Raw genomic sequence first — 17,820 nt, forward strand, 5'->3', positions numbered from 1 at the left:
CCGCCTGTCCGGGCGGGGGGGGGTCCCGGGGGGGGCCCCCGGGGGGGGGGGGGGGGGGGGGGGGGGGCGCGGGGGGGGGGCCGCCCCCCACCGCGAGGTGCAGGTGGAATCCGGGCACGGCTGACTTCACAGCCCGTTCGGTGTGGCCCTTTTGGTCCGAGGCCGCCTGCCTGTGGTTTGCGCGCACTCGAGTCCGAGGGGCGGGTAACGGCACGCACATAGCAGGTCACGCAACGACGAGGCCCCGGGGCCGCCGGGCGGGTACCGGGGCCGGCCGTGTGAGGCAGGGTCAGCGGTCACGGGGCGTGACGGGCTCCTCGGTGGCGAGAGGACTGGCTTTCATCACCCGCCAGTTGCCGTCGTCAGGGCGCACGAGCCAGTCGCCCGGGTCGGCCAGCAGGTCACCCTGCGGGGTCTGGAGGAGCAAGGTGGTCGTGTCTCCGGTTCCGGACGGATGGCGGACGTCGATGCCTTCGGCCACGAGGGTACCGATGAGCATCCTCGCCGTCGCGAGATTGCCGGGCTGCCATTGGACGACGTGGCGGTAGCGGGTGGCTTGGGGGTCGGCGGCCACACCGGGGCAGGCCGCGCGGTGATCTCCCATGTCGTGGCCGGGGTGTGGCCAGTCGGCGCCACACCTGCCGCGGGCCTCACGGTCCAGGAATGGGCCGTCGCCCCAGCAGTAGCGGGAGCGTCCGTAGCGGGTCCAGTGGTGGCCAGGGTGGTCCCACCGTCCGCAGTGGGATTGGGGAGATCGCTCGTCACGGACATCGTCGACGAGCGTGCGAGCGGCATCGAGCGCGGTGGCGAGGTCATCCAGTTCGCCAGCGGTCATGGCGGCGACGATCGCCCGGTCGGCGGGGATCATGGTGGGCATGGGCATCGGGGCTCCGAGTTGGGACGGGTATGCGACGGGTGGCGTGATGGAGTCCGGGGCATCGGCGTGGATGCCCCGGCGGCAGTGGTGGTCAGGAGGCGGCAGTGGCGGCGTCGGGGGCCCTCCAGGCTGGTCCCGAGCCTCGACGGAGGTCGGGGCAGGAGTCACGGTGTAGCTGAAGATCCACGTACCCACGCCCTCCTGCGGCCGTCGGCGACCCGGTTCCGTGTTCAGCACGGGCGCGGCGGCCGGAGCAGGGAAGGCGTACTAGGGGCCGGTGCTGGTGGTGATCGTCATGACAGCTACGCATCCATCTCGTGCGGGCAGTCGCAGCACTTGCCGCGGTTGGAGGAGCTGGGCTCCTGGGAAGGGTTGGTGCGGATGAGGGCGTCCCGGAAGTCGCGTAGGGCTCGGACGGCTGCGGCTTCGGCCTTGGTGGGCCAGTTCGGATCGTGGTCGCGGGCGGTGTCGAAGTCCTCGTTCTCGTCCAGGAGCTCAAGGGCACCCACCGCGGTGGTGATGGCGGCCGGGTAGTCGGTGGCGGGGGCTGTGAGGGCGCTGGGGTCGGGGGCGGGCAGGACCGGGGAGCGGTATGCCGGGTCCTTGGTGACCAGGACGCCCAGGGTGAGGACGGCCAGGGCCCAGGCGGGCTCGCAGGCGGTGCGGTCGGCGGGAGTCAGAGCGAGCCGGGCGTCTGCGGCGTCTTCCTGGTGGTGTGAGCCGCCGACGCAAGTCTCGGCGGTGATGTTCGCGCTGAGTTGGAGGACGCCTTTGAGCGTGCCCGGCTTGCGGTCGAGTGCAGGCTCCCATGCCCAAGCGGTCGTCGTGGTGGCGAGGCGCTCCAGGGCCGTGTGCCACTGGGGGCCGGTGTAGCCATTGGCGTGCAGGAGGATGCCGCCGGACTCGAGGTCGAAGGTGACGGTGCCGTTGATCGGGCTGTTGCGGATGCGGGGGCTCTCTTCGAAGAACACCACGCCGGTGGGCTGGTCAGCGTGCTTGCGGAACGACAGGGTTGGCCTGGAGGCCATGAGCGCGGTGTAGAGGCCGTTGAAGGTGCCGGTGGCGGTGAGTGCCTGGTGGAGGTCGTCGTGTGTGGTGAACACGCGGGGTCCTTCCCGAAGTGGAGAACCCGCCAGGGAGAAGTGCCGGGCGGGTGCGGTCCCGCAAGCGGCGGGGCGGCGGGATGGACCCTGAGCGAGGCGCCGGTAAGCCCCGCAACTGTCTGCGCTCGACGGCTCGGGCATGTGAAGCGGCGGTTGTGAGAGTTTCGGGGTGGAGGTCGGTGCGGCTCCGTGTGTACGCACAGAAGCGGTCCCACCCCTGCGGACGGGGCGGGACCGGGCGGCGGGCGATCGGAGAGGGGTTTTCAGGCGCGGGGGGCGTCGGCCTTCGGCTGCGGTTCGGCGTCGTGAGTCGGGGCGGCGTGGTTGGCGATCCGCTGCTGCCCCACGGGGGTGGGGGTTTCCCGCTGGTCGGGGCTGATGAGCGCGGCAACACTGTCGCGCCAGTTCGGGATGCGGCAGCGTCGCCTGTCAAGGGCCAGGAAGCCGGGGGCGTTGCCGCGCCGGATGTACGTGAAGGTGTCGGTGCGGGTGCCGTCGGTGAACTGCACTGTGTGGGTGAGGCGAACCTGAATGCCCGGCTTCAAGTGCGCGCGCAGGAAGTCGCGTTGGGTGTGGTGGCTGCGGCAGTGAGCACGCCAGGTGAGCGCATTCTCGTGCGTGGTCGGGGTGAGCGCATTCAGCACGTCCTTTGGCGCCTTGTGATCTCCGGGCAGGCAGTTTTCGTCCATGTCCTTGTAGCCGAAGTTGTAGAGAGGGTCGCGGGTCCAGCGGGTCAGGGCGACGTACGCGGTGACGTCACTGGTGGTCTGGTCGCGGATGGCGGCGTAGAAGACGTCTTCGACGGTGCCGTGCGCGATGATTTTGTAGCGGGGGTCGAGTTTGGCCGCGAAGTGTTCCGCGTTGGTCTCGGCGCTTTTGTCGCGCCGGTAGAACGTCCATCCCATGAGGGTGGCCTCTCAGTCGGGGCCGGTTCCGTCGACCGGCCGCCGGCGCAGCGTGGGGAGGCGGAGGGTAAGCGGCGCAATGCCGTGCGAGACGAGACAGACCGGTCAGGTACGTGACGGCCCGCCTTCATCAGGGGTGGGGGACGCCTAGATTCCTGGAAGCCGACTACGCCCCTTGGGCCAGCCCCACGGCGAATGGCGGGGCGGGCCCAAGGGGCGCGGATGGGGTGCTCAGTTCCGGGACGGTGCGGCGACCCGGATCGTGTAGCCGGTGTTGTTGAACGGGCGCTCGGTCTCCGCGATGAACTGGGCTCGCTGCGGGCTCGAGCACTCCACCGATCGGGCTCCCCTGCCGGTGGCGTTGTACAGCGTGACGGTGTAGCGGCCGCTATCGGGGGTGCCTTCGGGAACGGGGCGAACGATGTCGGGAGCGTGCCCTTCGGCAGTCAGCCGGGTGTTCGCGGCCTTGATGCAGTCGGCGCACAGCCAGCTGTCGACCAGGTATGTGACCTGGACAGCCCCGTAGGACAGGCAGGTGGACTCGGTGCAGCGAATCCCGGCCGTGCATCGGGTGCGGGCGGCGGCGCGCGCGGCGGCTTGCTGGAGCAGGTGCGTGGACACGGTCGGCGCGAGGTCGGCCAGGGACGGCGCGGTGGCACGGGCGCTGTCGGCCCCCTTGGTCAGTCCCCAGTGGGCGGCCTGCTGCTGGAGTGCGTCGCTGGCCGTGCGGTCGCGCGCGCTCCAGCCTCGCCGGCCGAGGACCGGCGCTTCCACGGCGGCGTCGACCAGGAGGCGGCACCGCTCCTCGATGTCGCGGAAGACGACGACGCCGAAGTCGTCGTCGGCGGCATCGGCGCGAGCTGCTGCCTGTCGGGCTGCGGCGGCGATGCGCAGCAGCCCGGTCGACGGGGCGTTCAACTGGCGCTCGGCGGCTGTGAGGAAGGAGAGGGCGTAGGGCGTCTCCTCGTGGTCCGCGACGCCGGGCAGGGCCAGCAGCCGCCGTGCTGCGGACCGTGCGCGCGGGATGCGGGCGCAGGCGTATTCGACGCCGTCACCGGTTGCCTGCGGGTGGGCCAGGATGCCGGCGATGGTGCGTGCCCGGCGGGCGACGGCGTACAGACGCTGTAGTTGGCGGTCGAGCTCGGCGGCGGTGGGCAGGGGGGATACCTGGGTCATGGTGCTCTCTCGGGGGTGGTGGGCAGGGGCTTTGCCCGCTCACGGAAGGTGTGGTGCGGCTTCGGGTGGGCCGGGCAGGCAGACCGTGGCTCGCGGCCGGGTTAGCCCCGCAACGCCTCCGGGCCGGGCGCCCGCGGAGGGTGACGCCCGGCCCGGAGGCGCTGGGGTGGGTCAGAACAGCACGCCCTCCCCGGGCTGTTGCTCTGGTTCGGTTTCGTCGGCTGCCTCGGCCACTGCCAGGGCCGCGGCACGGAGTGCTTCGACCGCCTCGCCTTCGGTTCGGTCCGGGTGGTTGCCCCACGTCAGGATGGCTTCGCGTCGGCGCCGGGCTACCTCGTAGGCGGGTTCGTCAGGTCCTGCGGTGATGTCCTCTCCGGCCAGGCGGTCGGACAGTTCCTGCAGTGCTCGGTCACGGGCTTGGTGGAAGGCGCGGAAGTGAAGGTGGCTGTCGGCGGGGATCGGCTGCGCGATGCGCAGCGCCCGGTCGACGGCGTGCAGCAGGGTGCACGGGGCGGTGTCCGCGAAGCCGTCCGGGTCGTGCGTGAGTCCGCCGGGCCTCATGGTCACGTCCGTCAGTTGTGCGGCGGCCCATTCGAGGAGGCCGGATGCGGTGACGGGGTGCGGTGGCCGGGGTGGGCGCCCCGGCCGTGTAGCGGTGCTCTGGGCGCGTTCGGCGAGGCGGGCGGCGTGGCGGAAGGCAGCTGCTGCTTCGTCGCGGGTTCGGACTTCCCGCCGTCCCCAGTCCTGCAGGATGAACCGGCGATGGTTCTCGTCTTCGAAGCGGGGGTCATGTGGCATGGCTCCGCCCGCGAGAAAGTCCGAGAGCACGTCGAGCGCGAGGCGTTCGGCGGAATACAGGGCCGGATAGTCGTAGGTGCGGGCGGTGCTGCGGCGCCCGTCACCGGCCGCGACGTTGAAGGCGCCGACCATGCTGGGGACGAGGAACCGGGTGGTGGTGCCGCCCTTCGCGAAAAGGCCGCCTTCGCGTCCGTCGTAGAAGCCGCGGTTCTCGATGTGGGCGGCCGCCCAGTCGAGCAGATCAGGAGCGTTCGTCGGCAAGAGGGTGCTCTCGGTGCTGTAGCGCAGTGTCATAGGGGACTCCAACGAGGTGTGGCCGGGCTGGAGCGGGGGCGGGATGTCGCCGTTGCCCGGTGCGCCGGATCGTGGGGGGGGGCGTCTCGTGGCCCCGGCGAGCGGCACCCTGGGCGAGGGCCCAGTTAGGCCTGCAATTGCTGGCTGCTGCCGCTGTTGTCCAGCTCGCACCTGGGGCGCCGGGCGAGGTGCGGTAGATGGCGTGTCTGAGCTGCTGATGCGGGCTATACGCAGGAGTCGGGGCGCTTGGGGTAGGGCTTGATCTCTGGATATCCGAGGGCGATGCGATCGCGCTCGCGCTGGTTCTTGCCCAGCCGGAACACGTAGCGGTGTGCGCCCCGGTGGCGAACGTTCCGGGCGCCTACTGCGTGCAAGGCCTCTCGTAGCCAGAGGGCCGGGTTGCAGCCGGCTCGAGGTACCGGTGCTCCGAGCGACATGAGCTTGGCTTCGACGTATTCATGCCCTTGCTCCTGTTTTCTCACCTTCTGGGCGGCTCGGTCGTTGAGGACGGTGCCGTCGGGCAGCAGCTTGATCGTCCGCGCGGTGGCGCGGCCGGTGTAGGCGGCGTTCGAAGCCTGATAAATCGTACCGATATGTCCAACTGCCACCAGTTCGCCAGTATTTGCAATGCGTGGAACGGGGTCTGCGAAGGACACCACCCCCCGGACGTTCGAGGCGAGCAGTTCGTCGAAACAGCGGGCCAGGAACCAGCTTTCGGTGTTTGCCGGGCACTCGTCCAGCAGTACGAAACGCGAGCACTCCAGCGAGGCCACGTTGGGCTCCAGGCCGGGCAGTGCGCGCTCGAGAACGGCCCTGCTGACGGAGAGACCGAACACGGCCACTCCGCTCAGTCGCGGTTCGCTGTCGGAGATGTTGTACAGGCCGAACGTCTTCTTGGCAGAGGGAAAGGAGCCGGAGTAGTGGTGCCGGAGTACGAACTCCTTGGCCTTGCGGACGGCAAGCGGCTCCAGCTGGAAGTGGCGCGGGTCAAAACCTCCGTCACTCGTGTGTCTGAATGAATGCCGTCTGTTCTGCCACCGCTGGCACCACGGCGTCGCCGTGGGGATCTCTCCGAGGTTGTCGGTTGGCAGGCAGTCCTGGAGTGCTGGAACAGGCACGACGGGATCTGGCGGGATGCTGGGCATGCTGAGCACGAACGTCTCCTGAGGGCATTGGGGGCTGGATGGCGGCGGCATGCGGCTGGTCGTCACCGAACGCGGGCCGGCGTCGACGAGGCCGAGGCACGCTGCTGTGAAGTGGTCGCAGGGCGGAATGCCTGCGCCGTCGCGGCGTGCCTCGGCCGGCGGGATGGGGCGGTTGCCCTTCTCCGGCCGTTGGCCGACAGTGCCCGGGCCGTCAGCTAGCGGTGCAACCGCGAGAAGTGGGGAGATGGGTGAGGTACAGCCTGAGCCAGTCACCTGCAGCAGGTGTCTGAAGACCAGCGAGCGCCTGGAGGACGGCCCGCAGGGCGGGGGTGTCGTAGCGAGGCTCGCGGCTCGTCGCCCCGTCCCGGAAGCGCGCTACCGCCTGGCGGGCGAGCCAGGCGGGGATGTCCCCGACGTGACCGGCGGGAATCTCGACGGCGAGCGGGCAGGGCTGCATGTTGTGGCTCATGGTGCGCACTGCCAAGCGGACGGTCTGCGTGAGGAACGCGGCGGTGGCCTCACGTGGGAACGGCAGCTCCCGAGCGGCCGCCTGACGTGCGTAGGACTCGATCGGGGGCAGTGAGCGGGTGTGGTCGTGGCGGGCGACATCGTTGGCCTCGTAAGCGAGGTTGGCGAGTTCGAGGACCTGGTTTCCGCCCAAGCCGGGACGATGGGCCGCGGCGCGGGCGTGGATGGAGAGGATGAACAGACGGCTCCGCGCGTCCAACTCGACGGGCGGTCGGATGAGGGGTCCGGGCCCCAGGCGGAGGGTGAGTGGGCGCAGAGAACCCGACGCGGCCAGACGGTCCTCCGCGTGCGCGTCGAGGTCTTCGGCGAACTCGGTGTTGGTCAGGTCGACGTAGGCGAGGGTGCCGTCGTGATGGCGTACGGCCACGTTCTCACTGTCGTAGGTCAGCGTGTGGCGGGCGGTGTCGTGCGTCGTGGTGATGGTCAGGGTGTTCACGGTCTGCTCGTGGGCGCGGCGGGTGGTGAGGGCGTCACGGGCGGCAGTGATCAGGTGTGCAGTATTCACGTGGGATGCCCTTTCGGCATGGCGGCGCGATGGGGGCGGGACGGGGGCATCGGGGTGCGCCGTCCCGGCGCTGACGCCACGGACGATGGCCGGGCACGGGGTTAGGGCCGCAAGAGCGGGCATGGCAGTGTCCCGGCACGGACCGTTGGTCCGTGCCGGGACACTGGTGGTGACCGAAGCTGCTGGGTCGGAGGCGGGAACGGAGTGCTGCTTCGCGACGGGAGATCAGCCGCGGTGGCTGCGGCCGGGCGGGAACGATGCGCTGGCTGCGGGCAAACTTCTCGGCCGCCGTCGTGGCCCAGGCGGCCGCGAGAGGTGCGGTGCCCGGGGCCCGTAGGATCCGCCCGGTCAGTGAGCGCGGATGCTGCTCACCCGCGCGGCCATGGCGATGGCTGCGGCTTCGTCAGCGTCGCGGTGCCGGGCCTTGAGCCGGGGACCGCCGGCCAGCTCGATCCGAACCGTTGCCAGGCGGAGGCGACGCTGCCATGGGCCTTGAAGCAGTCCGACGCCTTGGATTTTGGAGGCGGGGCAGAGCTGGACGACGTTCCGCAGGAAGAGTCCCCGCCAGACGCAGAGAAAGCCGGAGGCCGCTCGGTAGGACAGGGCCCGGCTGAACGGCGTTGCCCAGCGGGCCCGGTGTGGTGCCGGACAGGCTGTCTCCATGGCGTCGACGGCCCCCTGCCCGTACAGGCCGCGAACCAGGTGCTGGGCCTCCTGGTAGGTGGCGACGGGCGCCAGCAGTTGGGGGGCGTGCCCGGCGGTGGCGACGCTGATGCGGACCCAGTTCTTGCGGCGCCAGAGCACGGGCTGCTCCAGGAGGAGGGACTGGGTTCGCTGGTGTCGCAGTGTGTGGTGCTGGGTGTCGAACAGTCCGAACTCGGTGCGGTAGCCGCCGGGTTCTTGAGTGACGCGCCATCCGAACCAATGGATCCAGGCTCGCGCGGTCATGCGCCACACCGGCGCGAGAACCCCGGCCAGGGAGAACAGGGCGAGTGGCTCGGTGGACAGCAGGTAGGGCATGAGGCCGGCCAGCAGCATTCCTGCGGCACTGATCATGATGCGCGCGTCGAGCACGATGGCGAGGGTCAGCATGCGCGGTGAAACGGACATCAGCGTGCGTGCGGTGTCCTCGTTGTGCGACTTGGATTCGGGCATGGTGTCGCGAGCCATGCTGGACAGGAGGGCGCGGTGCAGGATGGCGGCCTGCCGGGTGCCCAGGTAGGCAAGGTCGCTGCTCTGTCCGGCTACGGACAGGCGCAGAGTGCACACTCCGATCAGTCGGCCCAGTAGCGGGCGCCGGATGTCGGCTGCCTGCAGGTGGGCCAGTTCGAATCGGCGGCGGCGGTGGAAGACGATGCCCGAGGAGTAGTGGAGGGCGTCCTGGGTGAGCCGGTAGGAGGTCTTGCGCCAGGAGCCATACCCGTAGCCGGCGGCGAGAAGGGCGACCCCGGCGATCAGGAGAGCGAGCAGCCAGCGGGGCCACTCCCTGGCGGATTCGGCTAGTTCGGGCAGGTCGCGGAAGACGAACATCGCGACGGTGGCCGTGATGGCCCATGCGCGGCGCCAGGGGGTGATGGGGTGCAGGCGTCCTTCAAGGGTGTCGGTCACAGCGCGACCTGCTTTTGCCGGGCGAGGCGGGTGAGCACGTCGCGGATCTCCTCGGCTTTGGCGGTGTCGATGTTCTTGACGGTTGAGCCGTGGTAGGAGCCGGTGCTGACGTGCACCGTGGCGAGGCCGAGGTGGCGCTGGACGGGCCCCGACCACACTTCTACGGTCTGGATGCGCCCGTAGGACATCGCGGTGAGGTGTTGGTGGAGCAGTCCGCCACGGAGGAGGAGTTCGTCGTCGGTCAGGCAGTATCCCGTCGCCTGCCAGCGGGCGCCGAGGCGTTGCCAGACTAAGGCCGCCCCTGCGGCAAAGGTGGTGACGAGGGTCCAGAACGGCCACACGGTGAGATCCGCGTGCAGGAGCTGGACGAGCCCGAGGGGGACGGCCCCGAAGAAGAGGGTGCCGACCGTGGTCCAGAACACGAGGGTGAGGCGCCACAGGGTCAGGGCCTTGCGGGGCAGGTGGGTGAAGGTCGCGCCGGGTGGCTGGAACAGGGCGCGGGGCTCGCTGGGTGGGGTCTCGCTCATGGGGAGGCTCCAAGGGGAATGGGATGGACGGGGAGCGGGGCCGTCCTGCTGCGGGGGCGGCTCGCCGCTGGCCGGGCACGGCCCGACGGGCCGCACAGTGCGGAAGCGGTGACCTAGCGCCGCAACCCCGCTCCTCGCCCACACCACGGGAGTTCCTGCCGCGGTGTGGGGTGCTCACGGCGAGCAAGCGGCGAGGACCGTCCCGTTGCGGGACGGCCCTCGCCTTGGTGAACGGATGCTTCTCCCTGGTGCGGTTAGGCCACGTCGGGCTGTTCGTAGGCGTCGATGGCCTTCCTCACGCGGGTGCCGAGAATGGTCTCCCCGGGGCCGGCGAGCCACTGCTCGGCGGTGAGATCCGGTGTCTCGCGCAGACTCGCAGTGAGCTCGGCCACGGCGATGTGAGGGGCCCCGTTGGCGTTGCACGAGCTCTCGAAGTCCCCAACGCCGGGGACGTGCGCGACATAGTGGCCGTCGGCTTCCTCGAAGTATGGGTCCTGCCACAGCAGGAACGTGGTGCCCGGCGCGTCGGCTCGCAGTCGTGCGGCCAGCTCGTCAGATGCGCCCAGCGGGGCGTGGTGGGTGCCGTAGACCTGCCCGAGGTGGACGATGACCTGTTTGGGGGCGCCGCCGGTCGGCCTCTTGGCGAGACCGCCGGGCAGGCCCCAATCCGTGGCGAGGCCGAAGGCCTCGATGGCCCGGCTGACGCTGGGGTGTTCGTGCTCGGGAGAGTCGTAGAGGATGACTTGCAGGGGTGATTGTGAGGACACGTGGGCTCCTTGGCGTCATTCGATGACGAAGGGCGCACCGTGGAGTGGTGGCCCGGTGGAGCGCACTGTCGAAGGGCGCCTGCCAAGCGGCGCAACCATCCAATCCGGTCGACTGGTTGGACGGTTGAAGGTGTGAGGGTCCGCGTTTCCGCTGAGGAAGAGAGCAGTAGGGCCCGCACATCCGTGTAGGAACTTCGTGCGGGCCGTGGCGGCGCGGGCTCCTAGGTACGGCGCGGTGTCGACCACTCGACATCGTCGAGGAGGGCGCCGATCCGGCCAACAAGGTATCGGTCGGCGATGGTGAGCCAGCGGCGGGCGTGGACGGGGAGGTTGGCGGCTGGGTCTGCGTCCAGACTCGTCTCGGCCCACTGGACTCGGTTGACGACGCGGCGGGCGTGAGCGCGTACGGCGTTACTGCGGTGGCGCCGGTCGAAGGGAATGGTGCCGCTCATCCAGTGCACGCGGCTGATGTCGTCGCACGCCAGACGGCTGGCACGGACGAGAGGTTCAAGGTACAAAGTGCCGCTTTCCGCGTGCTCTCGGTGCGCGGTCGCGCACTCGACGATCACCGTCGTGGCCCGGTAGACCAGCCGGTAGCGCCACTGGGGGCGGTCGAGAGCGTGACGGACACTGTCCGGTATCGGCTCGCTAAGGCCGAGTTCGACGAGCGCGGCCGTAAGCCGGTCCGGCATCTGCGGATCGAGCTGCCGGGCCGTCGCGTGGGCGCTGATGTAGGTGAGGATCATGGCGCGGAGTCCTTCGCGGCGGTTGTGAGGCGGTGCCTGCCGGTTCCGGATGTCGGGCGAGGCCGACCGGTGTCAGGCGTTGAACCCGATCGACTTGCAATACTCGTAGGCGCCCCAGTCCGACCCCAGCTCATCGCTGAGCATCTGGCACCAGACGTCGTGCAGCGGCTCCTCGTTGCCCTTCTCCCAGGCCCCGTCGGCCCAGGCGGCGACAATCTTGTCCCAGCGCCTGAGATTGAATTTGCGCATTCTCTTGTCGGGGCGCCGGTGTCGGTCCTGGACGAACGTGTCATCGGCCGGGTGGATCTCCACCCGGGTGCCGCCGCGGCCGTTAAGCCGCTGAAGGAGGTAGCGGGCCACGTTGTGGCGGCGCATCCGCCGGTAGATCTGGTCGATCAAGTCGAGATTGGCCGGTTTGGGTTCCTGAGTTCCGTCCAGCCACTTCGCCAGGGTCTTGGGGCTCGGGTTGAGGCCTTCGCTGACCATGAGGCTGCGGGCGTGGGCGGAACGGGTCATGTAGCGCAGGCGCGCGGTGAGGCCGCGGCGCGTGGTCACCGGAGAGGTGATACCGCCCGCAAGGCGGTCCAGGATGTGCGCAGCAGCGATGCTGCTGCGCTCGCCCCTCGCACCGTACTGGCCGAAGTCGATATTCCTTCCGGGCACCGCTACGCCTCCGAGTCAATCGTGATCGTCCGCTGGTTCTTGAGCTTGACCTCTGCCACGCCTCGTCCCTCGGGAAAGATGCGACGGCCCCCCGCCCCGACGGCTGCGCGCCAGTCTCCGATCAGGTGGAGCTCATCGGTGCCACTGACCCTAACCACATGCAGCCCGGCGGCGTTCGCCTTGAACGCCTTCTCCCAGAGGTTGGAGAACGCAGCCGAGCGGATGATGTGCATCCAGTCGGGCCGGTCCAGGTCACGGTTGTAGTTCGAGTCACCCATGGTCGACACCAGCTTGGCGTACATCGCTTTGACGTACTCAAGGGCCACGGTGTCGTCGTTGGCGATCGCCTCGGCCCGCACCTCGGTAAGGGCGACGCGCACGTACTCCAGAAGGTGCTCGGTGCTTCCGCTCGTCCAGGACTCGTGGATCTCCGGAGGGGCGCACAGCCGGCCGTACTTCTCGGAGGCCGCACGGTTCAGCAGGCGCAGGGTGGGTTCCCCGATCCACAGCGGGCCTTCCTCCTCGCGTGCGCCCAGCGGGTTGGGCAGATGCGCGTGTGTCCACTCCCCCGGTGTGACCAGGTGGAAGCCGGAGCGCTTCTGCTTGATGGTGTCGATGGGGCCTTCACTGTGCACGAGTTCGCCGAGCGGAAGGTGCGTCTTGAGGGCACTCAGGTAGGCGCCGTTGATGTCCAACTCGTCGATGGTGTGAGTGCCGGGCGGCAGACTGTCCCATGCGCGGCTCCACTTGGGGCGGGCTTCCCAGATCTGATCGGGCTTGTCCTTGGTCGGCTTCCTGAGGATGTCCGGCAGGAAGGGGAAAGCCACCACGTCGTAGCGGCCGCCTCGGCGGGTGATGTCGAGCAGCTCCATCGCGTGGGGAATGGCCTTGCGGACGAGGAAGGCCTGTGCCGCCTCGATGTCGCCGTCGTGCTCCTGCAGTGCGTGCTCGATGTTGCTGCGCAGGAATGCCACGCCCGCGTCTTTGGTGTCGCTGCGCTCCTGTCGCGGCCGGGCCGACCCCCCTGCACGGGAGGTCCGCCGACGCGGGGGCTCCTGCGTAACGCCGCCCGGAGAGGGGGCGGGTTGGCGCGTCTCGGAGTCCTCCTGGACCTCAGTGGGCGTCGTCTGCGGCCGGGCCGCACTCTTCGCTGCTTCGCAGTCGTCGGCTGAGACGTGCTGCGGGAAGCCTTCGAGTTCGGTGGCGGCCGGAAGCCCGCACAGCACGCAGGGGGCCGGAGTGGGCAGTTCGGTGACGTCGTCGGCCGCAGGAGGTGCGGACTCGCTGCTCTGCGGCTCCGGCGACTCGGCCGGGGCCGGTTCGGAAGCCACCGGCGTCTCCTCGGCGGCGCTCGGCGTCTCCTTGGGGGCAGTGACAAGCGCAGTCACCGTAGTTCCCCGACTGCTTGCGTAGGCCTCGCAGGCGTTCTCCGCGCCGGCGAGGAGCATGAGCGGCGGGATGCCGAAGTGCCGGGCGATGGCGTCAGCTTCGTCGAAGCTCCACGGGGAACGACCCGACTGGCGACGGCTGACGGCGTAGTTGGGCAGGCCAATTCCTTCGGCCAGTTGGTTCTGCTTCTGGCCGGCAACAGTGAGCAGGGCGTCTACGGATCCACGCAGAGTCTCCAGAGTGCTCTTCGGTGTCTGGTCGTTTGGCATGCGATCACCCTAGCCTATTGTTGCCTTCAATGCAACTCAGTTGCACTGAAGGCAACTGGCGTGATGGGTCGGCACCCCGTGAAAGGCACAACGAGCGGGACCGCACGCGAAGCCCTGTGTTGTCACCTTTCCTCTGCCGGGATGGCGTTCGACTATCACGTCGAAGGGCAGAAACCATGTGCGGGCGTGGGGAGTTCGGCACCCGGCGTGCGACCGCAAGACGACAGGAAACCGGTAGCGTCTACGGCATGCCAGCCACTTCGTCCATTCCCCCGGCAGGAACTCCCGCATACTGGTCGGTCCTGGAGAGCATCGCCTCGGCCTACGCGCGCGGCCGCAGTGCGAGCATGCCCGGCGACTGGACCGATGCCCAGCAGGTGATGGTCCGGCTGCGCCCGTACGGCACCGCTGGCCTAATCGACCTGACCACCCTGCTCGTACTGGACGCCATCGACCGCTGTCCACAGCAACTGCGCGACGAGCAGGGCCGCCCGGACATCTCCAAGCTCATCGGCGGCCAGGCGGAAGCCCTCACCACGATCCAGACGGCATCAGCAGCTAACGCCCAGCTCGACCGCGGCCACGTCAGCGCGACCGACCTGAGCGCCGCGGAGCAGCAGATCGTCCTCATCCAGCAGTTGGAGGCGACGGTCGGTGAGGCCCTGCGCACCCGGGCCGGGCACGCGAAGGCCCGACGCAGCGTCCGGCGCAGCCTTACGGAACAGGGAGCTGGCGTCCGCGAGGCTACCGCCCTCTTCGGCATCGTCAGCGAGGTTGTCGAGACGATCGGAAGCCAATCACGGGACGCCCGTTGATGCACTCGTCCGATCTCGCCGCTGGCCATCGCCAGGCTCGAAGGTGCGGTACAGGCGGTGGATCGTGATGAGCGGGGCCACTCAGGGCGTGGCCCTTGGTGTGTTTCCGCCGGGGCTCTGGCCCGGGGTGGGCGGATGCTGCTGGTGTTGAGGTCGTTGCAGGGTGGCGTGCTCTCCTGGCGTGGCCGGGAGGGTGCCGGCCGGGCGCAGGACCGTGCTCATCCTGGTGGACAGCTGGCCGATCGCCTCGACGACCTGGGCGATGCGCTGGGGATCCATCGGGGGGAACGTGGACGGGCCGCGCCTCGGGTCGAGGGCGGCGAGGGTCTTGTTCAGGTGGAGCAGGGTGCGCGTCCCGGGGGCTGCCGCCTCTACTGTTCTGGTCCGGTCCGGGGCGGCCTCACTCTCTCGGCCGACCCATTCCTGCACAGCCCGCGCCCGGGCTGCCGCAGTGGCTGCGGTGGTCAGGTGGCCCTGCTGGGCGAGTTCGACGAGGCGTGCTTGGTCGTCGGCGGCGTCGGGTTGGTTCCGGTTGGGGATCACCGCGGCGACGGTGGCCAGCAGTGGTTGAGCGCGGATGACGCTGGCGTAGACCTGGGCGGCGTGCTGCGCTGCGGCGTGCATCCAGTCGTGTTCTTCGGCGCCAGTGACTCGGGCGGTGAATAGTTCCAGAACGTCCTGGGCTCGCTCTGCGGCCTCAGGCAGTTCGGTGCCGCAGGCGGCGAGCTGGTTCCAGTCGCCGATGAGGACCTCTTCCGGGGCGCTGTCGTACGGACTGAGCAGGTCGGCTCGGTTGTATGCGGCGCTGGTTCTGCGGGCCTGGTTTCGGATCTCGTCCGCGGCGCGCCTGGAGATCCCGGTCCGCGCGGCGAGTTCCGTCAGCACGTCCTGGTCGGGCAGGGTGTCGGTGTCCGAGGTGATCAGGATTCCCCAGGCTCGGCCGGCTTGCTGCGCGCTGTCGAGGGACAGAGGCTGGTGGTCGCGCGGCATCCACCGGATGAGCCACTCGGCCTGGGCGCGGACGAGGTCCTTGGCCTGTTCGGCTGTTTCTCCGTCCAGGAGGCGGTTGACCTGTACGTCGAAGCGGGCCGAGTCGAGGAGTTTTCCTGGCGCGATCGGGCCGTCGGGGTGTTCGATGGTCTGTCGGGTACGGGAGCGGTCCGATGAGAACCACTCGATGGCGTTCTGGATGGTGTTTTCAGACGGCCGGGCGGCGTCTCCGCCCGGCCGCTGAGCGTCGGGTTCGTCAGCAGCCACGGGGTGCTCCCTTGGTTGCGCTTGCCGGGATCACGCGACGTGCGCCTGATGGGTGCCGTAGGGGGTGGGCTCGGGCACGGACTGCTCGTGGTACCGGAGCGCCTCGTGGGTGGCCTGCTGGAACTGCTCGCGGCTCTGGTCGATGAGGACGCGTGGGTCGAGCGTTTCTCGCGCGGCTGTCTGGACCGCGGTGCTGGCGTCGCGTGCCGTGCGGCGGACCGTCATGGTGACCAGGTGGCTGGCCCCCTGGTCGGCTGGGGCGACCTTCAGGTCGCGCACGCCCTGCTCGATCCTTGCGAGCTCTTCGGCGTTCAGCGGTGGGGCCTGGTCGTATCGGGCCAGCTGCTGGGCCTGGCTTTGCAGCAGCCAGCGATCCTGGGCGGCGTCCGGTGGCAGCGACTGGAGGGCCTTGAAGAGGTAGCGGTGCTCGTGTTGGGTGAAGTCCTGTTCGGCCAGGGAGCGGGTGGGGCCGTCCTGTTGAAGCTGGTTTGGATTCTGCATGAGCGAGATCAGGACCCGGCGCTCGGTGGGCACGGAGGTGTAGCTCGGTTGCCCCTCGCGCTGCTCGGCTGCGGGTGCTGCGGTCTGGTTCGGCGTGCTGTAGCCGGCCAGGGTGCGGGGCGCGGCATCGAGACGGTCCGCGAGTTGGTTCAGGGCGTACTCGTTGGTCCGGAGTTCGAGTCCGATCTGGCCCAGAGAGGCGTCGGACAGTCCGTAATCGCGGACGCGGCCTGCCAGGTCCTCTACCGCGGCGGGAATGCTCGGCTCGAGGATGAAGGTGACTGCATACCGGGCGGCGTTGTCGGGGTTCGGGCTGAAGTCGGGGGCACTCGCCTGTGCCAGGTAGGTGGCGATCTGCTGGTTGACGTTGGCGTCCAGGCGGGCCTGGGCCGCCGGGTCGCCGGTGGAGCGGTGGTGGTCGTTGTAGGTCAGGCGTGTGGTGATGTGCTGGATCATCGCGGCGGCCCGCTGTTGCGGCGTGAGGTTAGGGTCGGTGGCCGCCGGAAGCGCGATGGCAGGGTCTGGGCCCGTGACGAGGGCATCCCAGATCTCGGCGGTTACGGGGTCGCCGAAGTCCTGGGGCTGGAGCCAGTAGGGCGATGCGTCCGGGCTCTGTGGGGAGTACCAGAAGTCCTGTGCCCGCGCCGGTTTGTTGAGGATGGCTCCGATGACCGCCAGTTCCCGATGGCGCGCGTCATTGTCGTAGCCCCGTGGGCGGGTCAGTTCGAACGGGACGTTCTCGGTGGTGGAGGGGTGCTGGGCTGCGCGAGCGGTGACGTAGGCGTCATGCCGGGCGTGCTCTGGGTTGGCCGGCCAGGTGGGTTGTGCCATCTGGCGGATGGCGCCGTGGAGGCCTGCCCAGAAGTCCGAGTGGGTGTAGTACGCCTGGTTGACGGCCCACTGCGCGTTGGCGTCGCCCGCCGCGGCGCGCTGCTGGTAGAGAGTCATCATCCTGGCGGTGACGGCGTCTGCTGTGGCCTGGGCTCGGTCGGCACCGGGGTAGGCCTGCAGCCGCTGCTCGATGTCGCCCAACCCACCGGTCAGAAGTGCCTCGTAGGCATCGCCGAGCCAGGTTGTCTGGAAGTGGTCGGTCCTGAGCCAGTACTGGGGCTCTGGTCGGTTCCAGTCGACGAGTTGGTTCACTGTGGAGCTGTCGCGCAGCAGACTGCTGATGACGTTGAGCTCGTGCTGTGGCGCTCCGTACTGTTCGTTGTTCATGCTGCCCCCGCCTCGGGCCGGGCGGGCGGTATCTCGGCGGGATTGGCGTCCTCTTCCGGAGCTGCGCCGGCGGGTGTGGTGGCCGCGGTCGCGGCCCGGTAGCGCTCGGCGTGGAGGTCGAGTTGTGCAGAGGCGGCTTCGTCGAGTGCCACCCAACCGGGTTCGTCTACCCGCCACCACCGGTCCATGTAGCGCACGGGGCTGCCCTCGAACCGCCCCAGGGCGTCGGCCTTTCCGTCCGCGAGGAGCTGCTCCATCGCCGCGGTGGGCATCGGTGCGTTCAGGACCCGCTGCTGTGCCGAGTCCTTGAGGAGCTCCATGCGTTCGGCCCAGGTGACCGTGGTGTTGCCGGGCTCGGCCATGGTCGGCTCCCGTTTCGGACGAGGACGGTGGACTCCAGGCAGGCTGCGTCGTGATCCACCGGTCCAACAAGCCGGAACCGGGGTGCGGTCCAAGGGGTGAGTGCGATGGCTGCGGAATCTTCGTTCGGCGTCCCACCCTGCGGGAATCGGGCATTCGTGTGGCGAGTTCAAGGGCGACGGCGAGCCGGTTCACACTCGGCCTCCGGGCCGGTGGTTTGACCGCCGGCGTGGAATGTGTGGTTAACTGAATGCGAGACCAGCCATCTCAAAGGCCCATCCGACGAGTTGGGCATTCGAAATCCTGCGCCTTCGCGGGTGCGGGTATGGCTGGTCTCTCTTTTTTGTTCCGGCACCGTCCCTCCTCGGA

17 protein-coding genes are annotated in these 17,820 nt (G+C 69.3%); 1 reads left to right on the top strand and 16 read right to left on the bottom strand.

Features of this window, described 5'->3' with window-relative positions:
* Window positions 1-289: 289 nt before the first annotated feature.
* The 13 genes from ACIRQF_RS30195 to ACIRQF_RS30255 all read right to left on the bottom strand — a co-directional run bounded on the left by ACIRQF_RS30195 (window position 290) and on the right by ACIRQF_RS30255 (window position 13,300).
* The gene (locus ACIRQF_RS30195) at window positions 290-877 is read right to left on the bottom strand and encodes a hypothetical protein (RefSeq protein ID WP_404096759.1); all 588 of its coding nucleotides are present in this window, start codon (window positions 875-877) and stop codon (window positions 290-292) included.
* Between the two features lie 302 nt (window positions 878-1,179).
* Window positions 1,180-1,980 (bottom strand): hypothetical protein, encoded by an 801-nt coding sequence (locus tag ACIRQF_RS30200; protein ID WP_404096761.1) that lies wholly within the window; start codon window positions 1,978-1,980, stop codon window positions 1,180-1,182.
* Between the two features lie 263 nt (window positions 1,981-2,243).
* Complete coding sequence (locus ACIRQF_RS30205; RefSeq protein ID WP_404096764.1) at window positions 2,244-2,885, bottom strand: DUF6927 domain-containing protein; 642 nt, start codon at window positions 2,883-2,885, stop codon at window positions 2,244-2,246.
* A 231-nt stretch (window positions 2,886-3,116) separates the two neighbouring features.
* A complete protein-coding gene (locus ACIRQF_RS30210; protein WP_404096768.1) occupies window positions 3,117-4,061 on the bottom strand; it encodes a hypothetical protein in 945 nt (314 codons plus the stop codon).
* A 171-nt stretch (window positions 4,062-4,232) separates the two neighbouring features.
* Window positions 4,233-5,153, bottom strand: a complete 921-nt coding sequence (locus tag ACIRQF_RS30215; protein WP_404096771.1) for a DUF6197 family protein — start codon at window positions 5,151-5,153, stop codon at window positions 4,233-4,235.
* A gap of 224 nt (window positions 5,154-5,377) precedes the next feature.
* Window positions 5,378-6,298, bottom strand: a complete 921-nt coding sequence (locus ACIRQF_RS30220) for a hypothetical protein (protein WP_404097557.1) — start codon at window positions 6,296-6,298, stop codon at window positions 5,378-5,380.
* A 211-nt stretch (window positions 6,299-6,509) separates the two neighbouring features.
* Entirely contained in the window at window positions 6,510-7,331 is an 822-nt protein-coding gene (locus ACIRQF_RS30225; RefSeq protein ID WP_404096774.1) for a hypothetical protein, read from the bottom strand.
* Between the two features lie 348 nt (window positions 7,332-7,679).
* Window positions 7,680-8,939 (bottom strand): PH domain-containing protein, encoded by a 1,260-nt coding sequence (locus ACIRQF_RS30230; RefSeq protein ID WP_404096777.1) that lies wholly within the window; start codon window positions 8,937-8,939, stop codon window positions 7,680-7,682.
* Entirely contained in the window at window positions 8,936-9,466 is a 531-nt protein-coding gene (locus ACIRQF_RS30235; protein ID WP_404096780.1) for a PH domain-containing protein, read from the bottom strand. The genes ACIRQF_RS30230 and ACIRQF_RS30235 overlap by 4 nt, the downstream gene beginning before the upstream one ends.
* Window positions 9,467-9,720: 254 nt before the next feature.
* On the bottom strand, window positions 9,721-10,233 hold the full coding sequence (locus ACIRQF_RS30240; RefSeq protein WP_404096783.1) for a hypothetical protein: 513 nt from the start codon (window positions 10,231-10,233) through the stop codon (window positions 9,721-9,723).
* A gap of 221 nt (window positions 10,234-10,454) precedes the next feature.
* Complete coding sequence (locus ACIRQF_RS30245) at window positions 10,455-10,979, bottom strand: hypothetical protein (protein WP_404096786.1); 525 nt, start codon at window positions 10,977-10,979, stop codon at window positions 10,455-10,457.
* Between the two features lie 72 nt (window positions 10,980-11,051).
* Complete coding sequence (locus ACIRQF_RS30250) at window positions 11,052-11,642, bottom strand: transcriptional regulator (protein ID WP_404096789.1); 591 nt, start codon at window positions 11,640-11,642, stop codon at window positions 11,052-11,054.
* A gap of 2 nt (window positions 11,643-11,644) precedes the next feature.
* The gene (locus tag ACIRQF_RS30255; RefSeq protein ID WP_404096792.1) at window positions 11,645-13,300 is read right to left on the bottom strand and encodes a hypothetical protein; all 1,656 of its coding nucleotides are present in this window, start codon (window positions 13,298-13,300) and stop codon (window positions 11,645-11,647) included.
* 248 nt (window positions 13,301-13,548) lie between these two features.
* Here ACIRQF_RS30255 and ACIRQF_RS30260 point away from each other — a divergent pair, with 248 nt between their 5' ends.
* Window positions 13,549-14,115: a hypothetical protein gene (locus ACIRQF_RS30260; RefSeq protein ID WP_404096795.1), complete on the top strand. Its 567-nt coding sequence runs from the start codon at window positions 13,549-13,551 to the stop codon at window positions 14,113-14,115.
* An 81-nt stretch (window positions 14,116-14,196) separates the two neighbouring features.
* Here ACIRQF_RS30260 and ACIRQF_RS30265 read toward each other — a convergent pair whose 3' ends face one another.
* The 3 genes from ACIRQF_RS30265 to ACIRQF_RS30275 are packed head-to-tail and all read right to left on the bottom strand — an operon-like array spanning window position 14,197 to window position 17,453.
* Window positions 14,197-15,372 carry a hypothetical protein gene (locus ACIRQF_RS30265; RefSeq protein WP_404096797.1) on the bottom strand — a complete coding sequence of 392 codons (1,176 nt, stop codon included), beginning with the start codon at window positions 15,370-15,372 and terminating at the stop codon, window positions 14,197-14,199.
* Window positions 15,373-15,402: 30 nt separating this feature from the next.
* Window positions 15,403-17,091, bottom strand: coding sequence for a hypothetical protein (locus tag ACIRQF_RS30270; RefSeq protein WP_404096800.1), 1,689 nt, complete (start codon window positions 17,089-17,091; stop codon window positions 15,403-15,405).
* A complete protein-coding gene (locus ACIRQF_RS30275) occupies window positions 17,088-17,453 on the bottom strand; it encodes a hypothetical protein (protein ID WP_404096804.1) in 366 nt (121 codons plus the stop codon). Before ACIRQF_RS30275 ends, ACIRQF_RS30270 begins: the two co-directional genes overlap by 4 nt.
* Between the last annotated feature and the right edge of the window lie 367 nt (window positions 17,454-17,820).

Source organism: Streptomyces sp. NPDC101191 (genome assembly GCF_044767915.1).
Taxonomy (GTDB): Bacteria; Actinomycetota; Actinomycetes; order Streptomycetales; family Streptomycetaceae; genus Streptomyces.